This window comes from Pseudoalteromonas sp. SG44-8 (genome assembly GCF_014164125.1).
Lineage (GTDB): Bacteria > Pseudomonadota > Gammaproteobacteria > Enterobacterales > Alteromonadaceae > Pseudoalteromonas > Pseudoalteromonas rhizosphaerae.
Map to the genome: position 1 here is coordinate 14047 of NZ_JACJEQ010000041.1, position 15970 is coordinate 30016.

Annotated in this window: 14 protein-coding genes and 1 rRNA gene; all 15 read right to left on the reverse strand. The window is 40.9% G+C overall.

What is annotated here, in order from left to right; translation table 11 throughout:
* Window positions 1-3: 3 nt before the first annotated feature.
* The 15 genes from H5163_RS19665 to rrf all read right to left on the reverse strand — a co-directional run bounded on the left by H5163_RS19665 (window position 4) and on the right by rrf (window position 15960).
* Complete coding sequence (locus H5163_RS19665; protein ID WP_182735787.1) at window positions 4-702, reverse strand: hypothetical protein; 699 nt, start codon at window positions 700-702, stop codon at window positions 4-6.
* 19 nt (window positions 703-721) lie between these two features.
* On the reverse strand, window positions 722-1897 hold the full coding sequence (locus H5163_RS19670) for an FtsX-like permease family protein (RefSeq protein ID WP_182735788.1): 1176 nt from the start codon (window positions 1895-1897) through the stop codon (window positions 722-724).
* A 1-nt stretch (window position 1898) separates the two neighbouring features.
* Window positions 1899-3059, reverse strand: a complete 1161-nt coding sequence (locus H5163_RS19675; RefSeq protein WP_182735789.1) for an FtsX-like permease family protein — start codon at window positions 3057-3059, stop codon at window positions 1899-1901.
* Window position 3060: 1 nt separating this feature from the next.
* Window positions 3061-3774: an ABC transporter ATP-binding protein gene (locus H5163_RS19680; protein ID WP_182735790.1), complete on the reverse strand. Its 714-nt coding sequence runs from the start codon at window positions 3772-3774 to the stop codon at window positions 3061-3063.
* A 4-nt stretch (window positions 3775-3778) separates the two neighbouring features.
* A complete protein-coding gene (locus H5163_RS19685; RefSeq protein WP_182735791.1) occupies window positions 3779-5056 on the reverse strand; it encodes an efflux RND transporter periplasmic adaptor subunit in 1278 nt (425 codons plus the stop codon).
* Window positions 5053-6192, reverse strand: a complete 1140-nt coding sequence (locus tag H5163_RS19690; RefSeq protein ID WP_182735792.1) for an ABC transporter permease — start codon at window positions 6190-6192, stop codon at window positions 5053-5055. The genes H5163_RS19685 and H5163_RS19690 overlap by 4 nt, the downstream gene beginning before the upstream one ends.
* Window positions 6185-7051 carry an ABC transporter ATP-binding protein gene (locus H5163_RS19695; RefSeq protein ID WP_182735793.1) on the reverse strand — a complete coding sequence of 289 codons (867 nt, stop codon included), beginning with the start codon at window positions 7049-7051 and terminating at the stop codon, window positions 6185-6187. The genes H5163_RS19690 and H5163_RS19695 overlap by 8 nt, the downstream gene beginning before the upstream one ends.
* 7 nt (window positions 7052-7058) lie before the next feature.
* Window positions 7059-7751 carry a CPBP family intramembrane glutamic endopeptidase gene (locus H5163_RS19700; protein WP_182735794.1) on the reverse strand — a complete coding sequence of 231 codons (693 nt, stop codon included), beginning with the start codon at window positions 7749-7751 and terminating at the stop codon, window positions 7059-7061.
* A 12-nt stretch (window positions 7752-7763) separates the two neighbouring features.
* Window positions 7764-8723, reverse strand: a complete 960-nt coding sequence (locus tag H5163_RS19705) for a SagB/ThcOx family dehydrogenase (RefSeq protein WP_182735795.1) — start codon at window positions 8721-8723, stop codon at window positions 7764-7766.
* Window positions 8716-9510 carry a hypothetical protein gene (locus H5163_RS19710; protein WP_182735796.1) on the reverse strand — a complete coding sequence of 265 codons (795 nt, stop codon included), beginning with the start codon at window positions 9508-9510 and terminating at the stop codon, window positions 8716-8718. Before H5163_RS19710 ends, H5163_RS19705 begins: the two co-directional genes overlap by 8 nt.
* A gap of 10 nt (window positions 9511-9520) precedes the next feature.
* A complete protein-coding gene (locus tag H5163_RS19715; protein WP_182735797.1) occupies window positions 9521-10612 on the reverse strand; it encodes a ThiF family adenylyltransferase in 1092 nt (363 codons plus the stop codon).
* Window positions 10613-10963: 351 nt separating this feature from the next.
* Window positions 10964-12424: a YcaO-like family protein gene (locus H5163_RS19720; RefSeq protein ID WP_182735798.1), complete on the reverse strand. Its 1461-nt coding sequence runs from the start codon at window positions 12422-12424 to the stop codon at window positions 10964-10966.
* Between the two features lie 52 nt (window positions 12425-12476).
* Entirely contained in the window at window positions 12477-13262 is a 786-nt protein-coding gene (locus tag H5163_RS19725) for a hypothetical protein (protein WP_182735799.1), read from the reverse strand.
* Between the two features lie 823 nt (window positions 13263-14085).
* Complete coding sequence (locus tag H5163_RS19730; protein WP_182735800.1) at window positions 14086-15345, reverse strand: aromatic amino acid transport family protein; 1260 nt, start codon at window positions 15343-15345, stop codon at window positions 14086-14088.
* A gap of 500 nt (window positions 15346-15845) precedes the next feature.
* Window positions 15846-15960: ribosomal RNA gene (gene rrf, locus H5163_RS19735) — 5S ribosomal RNA — on the reverse strand.
* Window positions 15961-15970: the final 10 nt, after the last annotated feature.

The following is a 15970-nucleotide window of genomic DNA, read 5'->3' on the forward strand; positions in this document are numbered from 1 at the left end:
ATCTTAACTAGCACTTTTAAGTTCAATTTTTTGCTTTAGCGACAAGCCCCAATTAAATCTGGCATCCATGTGAAGTGCTTGATCTACATACTGACTAGCCTCTTTAAAGTGATTGAAGAACAGGTGACAATTAGAAAGCCAATAAAGAGCATCAAGGTGCCCCCATGATGGTATTTGTTCTGTTACTGGCAGCGCAGTTTCGAATAACTCCACAGATTTAGTCAGTAGCGTAAGCGCTTTTTTCTTACTCCCACCAACTAGCCTAGGTTTGTTCATAAAGGACAAACCTTGCAATAGGTAAGTACGGGGGTTGTTAGGATTTATTTCAAGCGCAATCTTGAAGGATTTATCCGATGTCATCCCTGCTCTCGCCTTCGCTATAGGCTCAGAAGTTGCAGCCGCCAAGTGACCACTACAACAGGCAAGCAGATTATAGAATTCATCGCTATTGTCTTCTATACCATGAGCATCTTTCAACAAGGTTATGGCCTGTTGTGAATGTGTTTTGCTGTCTCCTCCCAATTGACTCAATGTCAATAACACAAATGCGCCATAATAGATCTGCCAGTGCTTTAATTGTTCTGGCATTTGCTCTTCAACAAAGGCTGTAAAGAACTGTTTTAATCCATCGGCATCATGTTGCATTTTTAGCTGCCAGATTTGCGCTTCAATGTCTAAAAAGCGATGCATTTGTTGATTCATTATTATTTCCTTACTTGAATTAACCTTTTCTAATACCGTTAACGATTGAGCGCTTTAGTGAAATAAAAGTCGGGGGTAGTCCGCTAACCAACGCCATAGCTATAGATGTCAGAACAGCGATGAAGGCACTTTGCCAGGTAATGCTAAATGGAAAAACCACTTCACTTAGGCTGAGATGATTCAAAATCACGGCTTTGGTTTGGGTAAATATGCCCAATGTCACCAATATTCCCACTACCGCACCAGCTATATTGATCAGTATGGTGACACTGTAAATACTGGACGCCAGACTTGCCGAAGAAAAGCCTATTGCTCTTAGTAACGCGGTTTCTCTCTGGCGCGCTTCAATCATGGTATGCATGCTCTGCAATGACGAAAAACCTGTGGCTAGGATTAAAATTATAATGCTGGGAATGGCGATAATGTCTACAAACTGAGTCATTTCATCAATTTGGCCTGCGTAGTACTGTCGCTGCGTTTTGGCAACTAAACTGATTCTGTTGTTCTCCTGATTGAGCATATTCATTATCGCCTGAGCGCTTTCAGCATCTTCAAATCCAATTCGAATAGATTGAAAAATAGCCCCCCGGTTGTAAGCATCCTGTAGTAAGCTAACGTCCCCCCAAATCTCGGACTCTGCAACAGTTTCAGTTGTTGAGAAAACGCCCACTATAATCCATTCTAATGAACCCAAAGTGATTTTTTGATTCAGTCCCAACCAGGGAAATCGCGAAATCAGCTTGTTGCCAACCATGAGTTCACGTCTGCCTGATTCAAACATTCTGCCGCTTTGTATACTGAAGTGACTTCTCAGTTTCAGTGAATCATCACCTACACCTCTAACAGCAATCACTTGGGCTTCGCGCTTGGTGGCGTCACCGACTCGAATATTAGTAAAAAGCTCCGGAGCGATAACTGGGTTACTGGAATTCGCGTAGATGAGTGTCTTTAGCTGTTCAATTTGTTGAAAATTAAAGGAACTGATCACTTCGCTTTCTGAACCATTGCCCAGTAATATCAATTGTTTATCCGATCCCGCTGTTTGAATCATCTCAGATAACCCCACGCGAAGTGACAAAAACACCAAAATGATTAAAGTCAAACTGGCGGAACAAATTAGAATAGAAGCAACCTCGTAACGCCTTTTGGCTGAACTCTTAATGTCTAATCGTAAACAATTTAAAAACAGATTCATGCTAAATCGCCGATTTTAAGTTAGCTGACAAGTCTTCCTTCAGCAATTTTAGCAAAGGAAGAGTTGCGCCTGTTGCACCAAGAGAAATAGCGATGGCGGTAATTTGAACTATGTCCCAAAACCTGAGCTCAATATCAGAGAATGGACCATCCACAAGTATTTGTCCCAGTATCCAGGAGCTTACAAAAGTAATGCAAGTAGCAATCAGCATTGCCAACACAACAACCAAAATATTCTCGATCACTAACAATGAACTAATCTTTCTTTTTGAGTAACCCACTGCACTAAAGAGTGCCAACTCTCTTTTTCGCTCCACCAGCGATTGAGCCATAGAGCTAGATGTGAGTAAAAACACTACCAGAACGGCAATGGCTAATACGAGTTTTGTCATTAGTGCTAAATCGCCTAACTGCCTACGAAATGATTCAGCGAAAGCGCTTTCTTTTGATGTAAAAGTCGGACTTTTGCTATTTTCAAACAGGTTGTCTAACTGGGTGATAGTATTGTTGACGTCATATTCAGGACGAATCCGGGATACAAAAAAACTAGTCATACCTCTACCAAACAAACGATTCCGTTCCAAATAAGTATGTTTAATTAACATGGACTCCTCTTCAGTACCGTCCTCGGCATAAAAAATCCCAGCGATGGTAAAGGGCCAATCACTGCTGAAATTCTTTTGGGTCCAAATGCTAGTAGTGAGTATGATTTTGTCACCTGTTTTCCAATCAAAACGCTCAGCAAGTACCGGTGTGACTAAAACAGCTGTTGGATCTTCCTTCCACAAGGGCAAACTAGTATCTGGAACTTGAATTCCGTCAAACACTGCAAAATAATTGTCTTCTTCAATAGCGTATTGAGAAAAGGTCTGGTCAGGTTTGAGAAAGTAACCGCCAAACCAAGTGACGAAAGTGGCATCGTTTACCTGTGGCATTTTTCTAACCCGTTCGATGGCAGGTTGCATTAACGGCTGGGTAATTGACTGCCGGTTTATAGTAACTATGCGACGTTTATCGTCTAATTCAAATTCTACGTCATACGCATTATCGATGCCAACAATCAAACTAAAACCAAAAAATGCCAAACACATAGGTATAATAGTCAGTACAAGCCGTACCGGCTTACGTAACATATTCCTCACTATTATCTGCAACAAACCCACACTAGCGCTCCTTATCTGAAAATGGGGAGATCTCTGAAGAAACAATGGCTTGAGTTAGCTTTCCTTTGTACAACTCTATGCGTCGGTCAGTTACTTCTGCCGCTATCATATCGTGTGTCACCATAATGATCGTTTTCTTAAACTCTGTTTTTAATGTGTTGAGTAAGTTCAGAATTGATTTGGCAGACTCTCTATCCAGATCACCGGTAGGTTCATCGCACAACATTAACTTTGGCGAACTGACAAAAGCTCTTGCAATCGCGACTCTTTGTTCCTGTCCACCAGATAATTCGTTGGGATAGTGTGAGGCTCTATCGGCTAGTCCCACAAGTTCCAGTGCTGCACTGACTCGTTCTCGTCTCTTTTTCGATGATAGACTGGTTAGGAGTAGTGGCAATTCCACATTTTGTGCAGCGCTTAAATAAGGCAGTAAATTACTAAACTGAAAAACAAAACCTATATTTTGCGCTCTCCAAAACGCAGATTCTGCATCGCAACCTTTGGTTTGTACCTGGCCTTCAATGAGTATTTGACCTGCATCCTGATTGTCCAACCCGCCGATAATATTCAGCAGTGTAGTTTTTCCTGAGCCCGAAGGGCCAGTTAAAGCAATAAACTCCCCCTGCTCGACATTCAGGTTAATTTGATCCAAGGCGATAATGCGTGTGTCGCCTTTTCGATATCCTTTTGACAATTTTTTTATTTGTAAAAACATAATATTATCGCTTAATAATGATGTCTTGACCATCTGTTAGAGGTGAAGCAGACCATGAGATAACCGTTAATCTTTGCGGCAAATCTGTTAGCAGATAATCGTCATTTGCCTTTTGTCTTGCATCAACTAGCCTCCGTCTTGCAACACCGTTTACCTCAACAAATACATAGGTTTTTCCATCTAGAATATGCACCGCTGAATTAGGAATCAGAATAGCTTTAGGTGCGTCATTTAAATGGTCTGGTTTTTTAGTAAACACCCCTGTTACCGTTGCGCCTGGATTGATTGTGGGCACTTGCTCAACAGGTTCTGTTATGACTATAACAGTGCCTGTTTGACTGTCAGTAATTGGAGCGATTTGTTTAATTTTGGCTTCAACTAGCAAATCGGGTTGAGAGGTAAAACTGACACTAATACTGTCGCTGTTTACCACTTGTGGAAGAAAGCGTTCATTAACATCGAAATGAAATTCCAAAGAAGACAAATCTGTGATGGTGCATATGCCACTTCGGGTAAAAGTGCCCCCGGCAGATGCAGGAGAAATAATTTCGCCGACGTTAGCGCTCATAGCGGTCACTATACCATTAAACGGCGAGCGTATAATTAGGTCATCGAGGTACAGCTGAGTCTGCAGAATTCCATTTTTTAACTCATCAATGGATTGCTCTAACTGGATGGCTGCTATTTTCTTGATAATGACCTGACTGATTACTTGTTCGTAGGCTTCGTCACTAATGAGCTGCTCTTCTAATAGTCGCTTGGCTCTATCACTGGAAGCTTGTGCTAAAGCTAAATCTTCCAGCCTAACCTCTCTAAGAGATAACTGAGATTTCAAGTTCGTTTCAAAGGTATTTAGCTCTATCTTTGCTTGCCTGTCGTCTAAAGTGGCGACAGCTTGACCCGCTTGCACCAAATCCCCAAGCCCTACGGAAATACCGGTCACTCTACCCGTTACATTGGCTGACACTGTGGTGCTCTCTGGTGCAACAACAAAACCAGATACCTCTAATTGGGCATCTAGAGCCAAGCCGAAAGAGCTAGTGTTCTGTGGAGTGCCAATTACGCTGACCTCAGTTGGTTTACCTGTGGATAAGATCTGAACTGCAATATAGCCAGCCCCTAGTATTAATAAAGCAAAAATTGAATAATAGATCGGTTTGAGATTACTTGGTTTGTGCAACGGAGCTGTGTCGCCAAATTCAAGTTTGTGCAGAATGGACAACATATCCTCACAGGCCTCTTTGCCTACGTCCTTTTGTTGATTATTTTGCATTTGGCTCATAAAAATTTTTCTTGATTGAGGTTTCTAATGCCAGCGGCACAACCCAATCCGCCAAGACCGATTAAAATAGCTGCCGGCAAAAGAGCTTCTGCTATTGAATAATCACGCCAAATTGCCCCTTCCATCAGCAAAATAGACCATTTCCCAGGACTTATGTTACTGAGATAAGACAGCCATTCAGGCATTAAAAATTGGGGCATCATACCCCCCCCTAACATGGCAAATATGACCATAATCGACCAGGCTGCGCCTGCTACCGATTCAGGGTTAGATCCAATACTGCCAATGGCTAACATAAGTCCGGCAAAACAAAATGCCGAACACAAAATGGCGAAACTCAGCATAGCGAAAGATTGAATATTGAGTTGAAACGCAATTTTTCCGAATACGATTAAAATTACAAAGGAAACAAAAATAGTGAACATACAAGATAGAATCTTGGAGGACAAAATAACCCACATGGGAGTAGGGGAGACTTTTAATCGCAAAATGGTTTGTTGCAATCTTTCTGTGGCGAGGCTGGAGCTCATAATGGCTACACAGGCTAATATGGACCAAAGTGAAGCTTGTGGTACTGTAATACTGAAAGCACTCACGGGTAGATCGCTTTCAACGACATAATCTTCATGAGTGATTTTCAGGGGCTCTAGGCTTTGACTGGCCATATCCGAATTACCACTTCCTTGTCTTTCCTGCACTAACTCCATCGCGGTAGGTATCGTGATGCCGGTTATCATGCCAGAAATCATCTTGCGCTTGGGATCCGATACTATGCGGATTTCGGAAGGAGAGGTAATAAAAGGAAACTGTTGTAATCCAGCGCCAAAACCTGGCTCCAAAATCAAATAAGCAATGACGTCCCCCAAACGCGTGGCATTTTGTGCCTCTTCCAACGAGCTTTGAATTATTTCCAGCTCTTCTCGTTTTGATAATCTACCTACATAGGCGGTGCTTATTTTTGTCTTATCATTGTCCACCAAGGCTATGGCTAGTTTATTGGTTTCCTCACTGACACTGTTAATGGCCCCAAAGATGGTCGCGATCAAAAGAGGTAACAACAAAATCATGACTAAGTTGGATGCATCACGGACAATTAACATGCAATCTTTTTTGATTAAATAGATGATTTCACGCACTGAGTTTTTCTCCGTTCAGCAAATTTGTCAACACGTCTTGCAGGCTGGGCGGAATAACCTTGAGATTAAAAATGCTGGAGTGAGAATTAAATAATTGATGCACAGCTTTCGCTGGTTCTCTGCTAGAAAGAACCACAGGTTGCCCCTGCTCACTCTGCTGATAAGAGATTTGACTATCGCCGCCATACTGAGCAATAAGATCCAGTGTGGAAGCACAAGCCAAAGCTCGGCCCTCGTGTAGTATTAGGACCTCGTCACAGACCTGATCCGCCTCCTCGATATAATGCGTGGTATACAATACAGTTTTGCCTGAATTTTTCAGATCTAGAACAACGTCTAATATGTGTTGCCGACTTTGAATATCTACACCTGCAGTAGGTTCATCCAGTAACAATAGTTCAGCGTTACTCAGCAGTGCCACCGCCATATTTGCTCTACGTTTAATTCCTTCAGAACAAGACTTCACCTTGCGATGGATAAAGGTATGCAGTCCCATTTTTTCCGAGGCGTAATTTACTTTGTGCTCAAGTTCACTTCCCTTTAAGCCCTGCAGAGTCGCGAAGAAAGTCAGATTCTCCATAATAGACAAACTGCTGTACAAAGCAATTCTTTGAGGCGCCAAACCTATTTTTGAACGAGTGTTTTGGTCGTACGGAGGAAGCGAATTGAATAACTCCACTTCTCCTTCGTCTGATGAAAGAAGCCCCACTAACAAATTGACTATGGTGGTTTTTCCAGCCCCGTTTCTGCCCAAAATTCCCAGAACTTTGCCAGCACTAACTGAAAAACTGACATCTTTGAGAGCGAGGTTGGAGTCATAAGACTTGTGGATATTTTTGAAATTGAGTATTTTTGACATATCAGCCTTATTGCTCCTCGTTCACATTGATTAAAGTGTTGACTTGATTTGCACTGTGCCAATAGACTGCAAAATTAAAGGCGCAATGGGCGATAATGGCAGGCAGTAATGATTGGGAACTCAAAGTCATTAACAACCAAATAAAGCCATATACTGATTTAAAAATAACATGTATCCAGCCAAAAAATATGTGATGAACCCCAAATGCTAGTGAGCTAATGACGAGCGCCCATGAGAGAGAGAACGACCACTCTTGAAACATGGCTAATGGCAAGTAGGCTCGCCATATAACCTCTTCCATCAACACAATTGAGACCACAACAGGAACAAACCATTTCTTTTGCCAATAGGACACCACTGACGTACGGGATTGCGCTTGTTGTTTGGTTTTTAGAGATATCATCCAAGCTTCTAGTTTAAATAGTAATAGACCTGAAATAGTGGACAGTAAAATAATTGCTGTAAACACTAGCCAGTGCTCAGACCCCAAGGGCAATGCGAACAACAGCACAACTTCGGAGTGGGAAGTGCCCCAGAACACAGCGATAAACAGAAGACCTAGGGTGGCAGAGTACATTAGCAAGCTGTTTCGGTTGAAAAAATCATAGCTATCAATGCGCCATCTGGAAAGGAGTCGAGCCGATATTGCAAATACAGCAGCCAAAATCAGAACAAAACTTAGCACCAAATAAAGCATCATAACCATCTCCTATTAAAGTGAGGTGAAATCCGATATCGGTTTACCAATTGGCATAATTAGAGAGACAAATTGACGGTCTCCATCAATGCCCATAAGTTGATTCATTTCATTGTCCAGAAAACCGAACACCATGCACGATCCGAGGTCAATAGAGGTTGCCGCCAAGTGCAAGCTTTGCCCTAATACACCAGCATCCATATGGGTTAAACGATAAGCTCTGTCCTCATATTTCCATTGCACTCTATCTAAATCACTAACTAATACAAAGATACCTGCACAGCGAGCAATCCAGTCCTGGAATGAAGTAATTTCAAATATGCGACCCCTTACTTCACCTTCACTCACCAATTCCAACGCATGCTTGTCAGCTCTGTATTTATATATGCCGCGGGACAGAGATTCCGTATTCAGCGAAATATAGTACAGCTGAATAGAGAGTAAGCCTCCCCCTGTTGGAGCAAGAGGTGCATGAGGAATAACCTGAGATGAAGTGATTTTGAATCTATCTCTGGCACTCACTGTGGATGTACACAAGCTAGATATTTCTGCCAATGATACTTCTTCATCAGTATAATCTCGCACTGATTTCCTTCGGCGCATCAGTTGCTCAAACTTTTCCGTGGGTTGTATACATGGCTCAGGGAGTTTGATAAAAGTATTGTTGTCATTTCCCTCATTGATCGCAGGCCTATCTGAGAATAAAATGTTATTCGTGACCTGCTTACCGACACCCACATCCAGTTTTAATCCATCATGAGCCAGAGCGAGAGGGTTAATCGCTAAACCTTCTTCTTGCCTAGCCAATGCGCGCTTAACATAAACTTCAATGGCCGCTCGATTTGCCGCTTCCAGTTGTTCCAAAAGAGGTGTAACCGTATCTCGATTCGAAAAAGGACCGCTTTGATTAGATTGCTCTGCCATTGGTGTAGAAGATGACACTTCCTGCCCTATGGTTTGTTCATTATTATCCATGACTGTGTACTCCACTCTTTTCGTTTGTAACGCCGAGAATGCATTGAATAGACTGTTCGATTCCGTCCAGATCTAAAAATCGATCCACTTCGTTATCATAGAAGTAATCCAGTTGCGTCATTTGCCCATTTTGTATATCTTCTTCGTAGAAGCCCAGAATATAACCCAGATCTAACAGCATTTTGCGATAGCCTTTAGCCCCAAACATCATCATATATCTCCAAGGGCAACCAACAAGAAACACCAGTGAGTCTTGATTGGATACCGAATCTACATTAGGTCCGTAAAATGACTGGTTCAATTTTTTCAGCTTTGCTGCGTCGTAATTTCTGTCTTTAACCAGAATTTGTTTGTTGGGCAGGATCTTGCGCAACTTGTCCCCAGTGAGTACATAAGCATCTATGGCGTAGAAGCGCTTGGGGGAAAATTGTCCCAGTGAATGCAAACACTCGGGAACCTCTTTACACCATTCAAATGCCGGCAGGATTGGACTGATATTCATATCACTTACAGTGTCGGGGCTATAGTTGTAGGAAGTATCCATGTAATGCTGAATAATTTGATCTATGCTCTCTTGATTTTCAGCGATTCGCCTCGTGGTATGGCGGGATACTTTCGAGTTTTCGTGGAAGAATTCCGCAGGGTTAATGGAAAGCTCACCGAAGCGACATTGAAACTCTCTATATACTTCTGGCAGCAAGTCAATGCTGTTAATCGGCGGCATAAAAGTGCCTTCAGCCGTGGTTTTCTGATCTAGAAAATAATCGGCAGGATCGATAAATGGCATAACTGGACTCCTACAAGAACACGTTTCTAAATGGACGGAATGGAGCACAAGCCGGGCAGCGTGGGATACGTTTAATATCTTCATAATCTACAGACATGCGTTCGAAGTCAGTCCGTATGGCGCGACTCACCAAGTAGCTTCTCCCAGTTGTAAGGTAGGTCAGCAGTCCTGCGGTAAACTGTCCTGATACCACATCAACATAGGGAGGGGGGGCTATTCCCAAATCAGGTTGTCCCATAGCGCTGACGGCATCGTAATAAGTGATGACATCACGCTTTAAGGTGCCCGCTGCGGCAATACCCTGAATATCAAACTCGTTAAAACAGCCTGTTTCTCCAGGAACGAAAATGGGCCCAGCGACACCTTCAGAGCCATCAAATATAGTCATAGCCCAAGGCTTATCAGCTTCCAGAGCCTGCTCATTGACAGAGTGCAAAATAGACTGCATATATTCATCTAATGCGGCAACCACAAAGTCACACTCTTCGAAAACCTTGGCGATGTTTTCCTTAGAAAAACTATCTTCGGTAATAGTAGAAATACATTTTAAATCATAGTGTTGAAAAGATTCAGCTAAACAATCAGCAATCGGAGCCTGTTCTTGTATGTATCTGGGCTCAATACCAAGGAAGCGATGAACTGTATTGGTATTTTTGATTTTAGCATCATCTGCTAGTAGTAAATGCTTAATGCCGCTTTGTACGAGTTGCCTGGCAATGCGACTTCCCGACTGACCGCAACCAATGACTCCTATCCGTTTATCCGCCAATGGAGTTTCGGCATCTTGAATAACTCGGTAGTAGACATCAACCAAATCGTGGTCAGCTTCCACCAGTATTTTTTCTTCGATTAATTGTTCAATTAGTTGCAGGGCGTCTTCTTGTTCTTCGTATTTAACGATCTCTTTTTCTCTTAAATCCTGAAGATTCGTTTGGCTATTCATATGGTTAATAACACGACCTAATAAACCAGTGCGCCCTTTATCCGTCCAATTTTTGGAAAAGAAAGAGCGAGCACTGTGTTTAACCAATATTTCATTCTCGGTGACTTTTATCACTCGAAGATGCGGGTTAATTTGATACTTTTCGTTTTTAAGTGCCATTTATAATTACCTTATATTTATGGTCGACATAGATTCTTTTAAAAATGCCAACCCTCATAAAAGAGCCGGCATTAATTAACTCAGCTTACAGGGCTTTGACTTGATCGCCGCCGTTACAGCAACAGCAGCAACAGCACCAGCAGTTACAACCGCCTGGAGCAAACGCTAATCCAGACTCATATCTGTGATCGAAAGCTGATGATTTTGAAAGTTTCATTTGTCTTCCTCATATTTAAATTTAAAAGTTAACCTCACGGTTATTCCGTGTGTTTTCCTACTAACGCTGCAAGTTGTAATGCAACAAGCACCCATTACCGCTAACCCGGTTTTAAATTACAAGTAACCCAGTTTCTATGGATATGGTTGTGGTGATTTAGTCAGGTCTTCAAAAGTTAACTTTCTGTCTTTCCAATTTAATTTTTGTGGTAATTCGAAATAACGGTCAACTCCATATGAAGGCATTGAATGTAAATATGGAGGTGTAAGTTTGGTACAAAAAACTTTCGTCAAACGGACTGTTTGTAAATTTGGTAGCGTAAAATCGAAAAATATTGGGTTTAATCCATTTTTTCTCGATATCTCCAACATTTGCTCAAATTTACATTCACTCTTTTTAGGTTTACTCATTAATTCTGATAATTTAACTTTCCCGGAACCTTCCAGATACCATTGAAGCTTTTTAGCGTGAGAGGGATAACCATAGTGACCAATTACTTTATAAAAAATATCGAATTTTTCTACTGGTACATCTTCTTCAACAAAAAATAGCTCTTTTACTCTTTCTGAATATACCCATTGAGGACAATTCAGAATTATTCGGCTACTTCCCTCAGCCTGCGCAAATTCACCTAAAGCAGAGAGGATGGCGTCTTCAATTGTCAGACCACCACCGCCTCCGGAAATATAGTTATACTTATTAAAACCTTCGACAAAACCAACCGCAGTGACAGTGTAAAAATCCTCTACATCTGTCATATGTAAATAAAGAGTAATATTGTCAACTAGGGTTTGGGCATGTTCTAAAATACGTTGCACTCTAAAATCGTCTGGCATGCAGTCCAACTCAATGATCTTTGGAGCATGGCCTGTATTCCAGTGAACATTCACAGCATCGCGCTCTAACACTTCAGAAATACCATGGTAAACGGCCAGTTCTTTTGTAATATGAGTCGCTAGTCCACCACTAGTGGCATAGCAAAACATATTTTCCTTAGGGTGAAGTAAATTAAATGGCATAACGATTTGAGCCGGCACCCAAATATTCTCAGAACCATTCAATAAGCATTCACCTTGAATCCATCCCACAAAGGTATCTTCAGTAAATCTTTCGTATTCAAATCCTTCTTTTTCGTATTGTTCATCTGCAAACAAGGGTAATTCACTGGGATGCAAGCAGTTGAATCCTTTTTCCAGCATAGTTTTGTAAGTACCATGTATCAACTGGTCATCATATGCAAATGAGATAAAGCTTCCCATTGCCCTCTCGATAACTTCGCCTAAGGAGGAGGCCATCATGGTAGGTAAGTCAAAGCCTTTACCACCACCAAAGATGGTCCGCTGTATACTACTCTCGAATGACTTTTTACCAAGAATATTTCGGGCAATGTGATCAAACTCATAGAATTCACAGTTGCCCGTGTACATAATTAAGCCCCCAGAACCTCTAAAATAACTAAGTACTCTTTTGATTGGTCCTCTTGGGTAATAATAAGAGTTTATTTCCTCATACCCTTTACTTTCCTTGCTTCCTGTAATGTAAGGCAGAGAAAGGTATTGTTGATTAATTGCTGTCGATTCAATGTTGACTGACATAGTAATAATCCCAAACTTTTTACTCTTTTGATGTTTGCTATTCAGTAGTTATTTATAGCCCAAAGTACTGCGCGATTGACTCCCCCCTCTTTAGAGTTGGTATCAAAGTGTTTTTCACCCAAATATTGTCAGAAATTTCTAATGACTTGGTGAGTGCAGATATGGCATCTCCTTTCTCACCTGACAAGGATTTGAGCATACCTAACCAAAGATAAGCCTCGTCAAAGCCCCATTTAGGTAACTGCTTGCCCTCCGTTGAATTTTGAGTTCTGAAGTACGTTATAGCTCTGGTGAATAATTGACTAGCTTCGTCTATTCCTCCACCGAATTGTGGGGGGATATACACTGCGCTTGTTCCTTTGATAAATAGAAGGCGAGGATTTTGACTGTCAATTTTCGTAGCAGCATCAAGAGCATTACGGCTTTTAAGTGACAATGCCATTGTTTGTTCTGGTTGGTAACGAATCATAGCATTAGAACATGCGGCGGTGAGCACATGCGCTTCGGTATATTCTGCTGACTTGGAGAGTATATTGTTGTTAGTATCAAGGCACTTCTGAAAATAGGTTTCGCCATTTTCGTAATCCAGCAGCCCAAGTCTGTAGTTGATGAGTGCGATAAAATACTGAACCAAAAGTGACTCTTCTTCTGAATTAGCTTTTTTATTCAGTAGTAATTCTTCATATTCTTTTAAATTTTCTGTTTTACTTAACGAGTAAAATCTTTGAATACTATCGGAAATGCTGTTTAAACTTGAATCTTTGTGATCTTGTTCTGCTTTTAGATTTGAGGTTGTAAGCAATAGCGTAAGAAAGACAAAAACTAATAATACTCTCATTATAATTTCCTTTTTATTTCAAACTATTTTGTTGGGCCGTTTGGCCTCAACAAGTTTTATATGATCCTTGTTCCTATTATTGTTGTTCCCTTTTTTAAACTTGTCAATTTTTTGTACATTAAATATACAAATCACACAGCGAGATCGTTATAAATTGAGCTTTTACATTCAATTAAATCTGATATAAAACTTAAGAAACTGAATGTAATTAGTACGATTTTTATACCAATTCGCTTAATTAAGTGATCTGTTTAGAGGTGAGGAAATCTGGGCGATAGCAAGGCAGAAATTTCGTTATTGAGTTGTTCTAAATGAGAGATTTTTTAACGCATCTAGTCTAGTGTCAGGATTAGTCCTAATAATGATTCAGTATTATTGCTGATTGATAAAGTTTTTGCGAAAAATGCTGCATCAATCCCATTACATTTAACTTACACAAATTCTGAGTTCGAAAACAATTTTGAATCAGACCTTTAGTGGAGCGTAGAAAAAGGCGATGCACTGCTATACGTGCCAGAAAATCAATTAGTGCTTAGTAAGCTTATAGCTAACGAAAGCAGTAATGACGACTATTGCAAGTGCGACTGATTCAGCCTACCAAGTGCAAATTAAAAATCTATAATGTACAAGGCCAAGCTGTGTCTCCTGCAAACGAGAGTAAAAATGGTATTGCCACGTCTGATACAAGTTTCAAAAAAGTCTAGCTTTTACCGCTGATATTAGAACCTGCGCTCTAGCTGCAATAGCATAAACTAAAAAGCCCTGTAAGTTTGTCACCTACAGGGCCTTTATTTAATCTAACTAAAGTCCCTAAAGCTACTCGCTAAGCAACAAAACCATAAATCAATGCAGCTACCGCTAATAAGCCTACAGCTAACACAAACAAAGTGCTAAAACGGCCACGGTACTTTTGTAATGCTGGAACCTTATAAACAGCGATCATTGGCATGATGAATAAGATCATCGCAATAATCGGCCCTGATAGTTGGTCCATCATATCTAAGATACTTGGGTTTTTAACAGCACAAAACCAAATTGCCAAGAACATAATAGCAACGCCAATTTTATCGGCGCTCTTCACTGATAGGTTGGTTTGCTTAGTAACAAGCCCATTAAAGCTTTCTCTTGCTCCTAAAAAGTGACCTAAGAAAGATGAAGTGATAGCAATAAACGCGACTAGCGGGCCAAAGGTGGCAATAAATGAGTTGTCAGTAACATTAGCTAAGTATGATAACACGGATACATTTTGTGCTTTTGCTTGCAACATTTGCTCTGGTGTTAATGAAAGTACACACGAAAATACAAACAATAGAACGAACACTATCAGTAATAGACTGGTGCGCTTTAGAATCGCCTCGGACTTAGCTGTCGCTTGTTTACCATAATGACCTCGCTGTACGTTTACAAAGCTTGAGATCGCCGCTGCGTGGCTAAATGAGAACACTATAATAGGAATTGACAGCCATAACGTTTTACTAAAGCCTGCAAACTCAGGAAAGGCCATATTTGGTACTTGCCAGCTCGGAATTAAATACAACGATAAAAACAATAAAATACCGACTAACGGATACACTAAAATAGCAAAAGCACGCAACATTAGCCTTTCACCACCGAGCATCAAGCTGATCATACCTGCAACTAAAATTCCTGAAAGCAATACTCTAGAAGGTGCTTCCATACCTAATTGGTTTACCATAAAACTATCAACAGTATTAGTTAGGCCAACACCATAGATCAGTAGAATTGGAAATATTGATAAGAAATACAATAATGAAATTAATCTACCAGCATTCACACCAAAATGCTCTTCAACCACATCGGTAAAATCAGCATCTTTGTTCTTTGATGACAATACAAAACGCGCTAAGCCACGGTGGGCTAAGAAAGTCATTGGAAACGCTAAACACGCTAAAATGATCAGCGGCCAAAAGCCACCAATACCAATATTAATTGGCAAAAACAAAATACCGGCACCGACGGCAGTACCAAAAAGACTCAACACCCATTGGGTATCATGAAAGTTCCATTTCGATTTACTTGTTGTCACTGCGTCAAACTGCGCAGCATCAGTGGAAGAGTTCATGCACTTCACCTATTAGTATAATAATTTGGCAAGAGCATATAGAAATCAACACATTATTTCAGTTTTTGGCGATATAATTAACTAAATATTACAGCCTATTTTGTAATTACTGAGTTACTTACTGTCATGAATTTGAAACAGTCATAAAATCAAAATTCTTTAGCTGATAGAGGAAATAAATTTTCGAGTTTTCAAGCTTAGAAAAATGGCAGTACACGCATGTCAAAGGTTAACACTACGCTGCTGACAGCTCAAAGCCATTAGCTTTCCTACAGACGTAAAAAAGCCCGACTATTGCAGTCGGGCTTTCTCAATTTAGATCCTGGCAATGTCGTGGTGCCCACAGCGGTAGAGAGCCACATAGCAAATGTATAGAGTCGGCTTTAGGCGCTTATTCTTTTCCTTTTACCTGATGCCTTTTACCTTTCACCTGCATTTTCACTTTCCTGCAGACAACAAAAAACCCGCCACATCGCTGTAACGGGTTTCTCTTATTTGGGGCCTGGCAATGTCCTACTTTCACATAGCAAATGCTACACTATCATCGGCGCTGTTTCGTTTCACTACTGAGTTCGGCATGGGGTCAGGTGGGTCCAAAACGCTATTGTTACCAAGCAAATTTGGT

Bases quoted from the DNA above. Each gene is read 5' to 3' on its own strand.
- H5163_RS19680 (WP_182735790.1), bottom strand. From the start codon at position 3,774: ATGTTTTTACAAATAAAAAAATTGTCAAAAGGATATCGAAAAGGCGAC.
- H5163_RS19725 (WP_182735799.1), bottom strand. From the start codon at position 13,262: ATGAGAGTATTATTAGTTTTTGTCTTTCTTACGCTATTGCTTACAACC.
- H5163_RS19665 (WP_182735787.1), bottom strand. From the start codon at position 702: ATGAATCAACAAATGCATCGCTTTTTAGACATTGAAGCGCAAATCTGG.
- H5163_RS19700 (WP_182735794.1), bottom strand. From the start codon at position 7,751: ATGATGCTTTATTTGGTGCTAAGTTTTGTTCTGATTTTGGCTGCTGTA.
- H5163_RS19670 (WP_182735788.1), bottom strand. From the start codon at position 1,897: ATGAATCTGTTTTTAAATTGTTTACGATTAGACATTAAGAGTTCAGCC.
- H5163_RS19710 (WP_182735796.1), bottom strand. From the start codon at position 9,510: ATGCCATTTATCGATCCTGCCGATTATTTTCTAGATCAGAAAACCACG.
- H5163_RS19715 (WP_182735797.1), bottom strand. From the start codon at position 10,612: ATGGCACTTAAAAACGAAAAGTATCAAATTAACCCGCATCTTCGAGTG.
- H5163_RS19685 (WP_182735791.1), bottom strand. From the start codon at position 5,056: ATGAGCCAAATGCAAAATAATCAACAAAAGGACGTAGGCAAAGAGGCC.
- H5163_RS19720 (WP_182735798.1), bottom strand. From the start codon at position 12,424: ATGTCAGTCAACATTGAATCGACAGCAATTAATCAACAATACCTTTCT.
- H5163_RS19730 (WP_182735800.1), bottom strand. From the start codon at position 15,345: ATGAACTCTTCCACTGATGCTGCGCAGTTTGACGCAGTGACAACAAGT.
- H5163_RS19705 (WP_182735795.1), bottom strand. From the start codon at position 8,723: ATGGATAATAATGAACAAACCATAGGGCAGGAAGTGTCATCTTCTACA.
- H5163_RS19695 (WP_182735793.1), bottom strand. From the start codon at position 7,051: ATGTCAAAAATACTCAATTTCAAAAATATCCACAAGTCTTATGACTCC.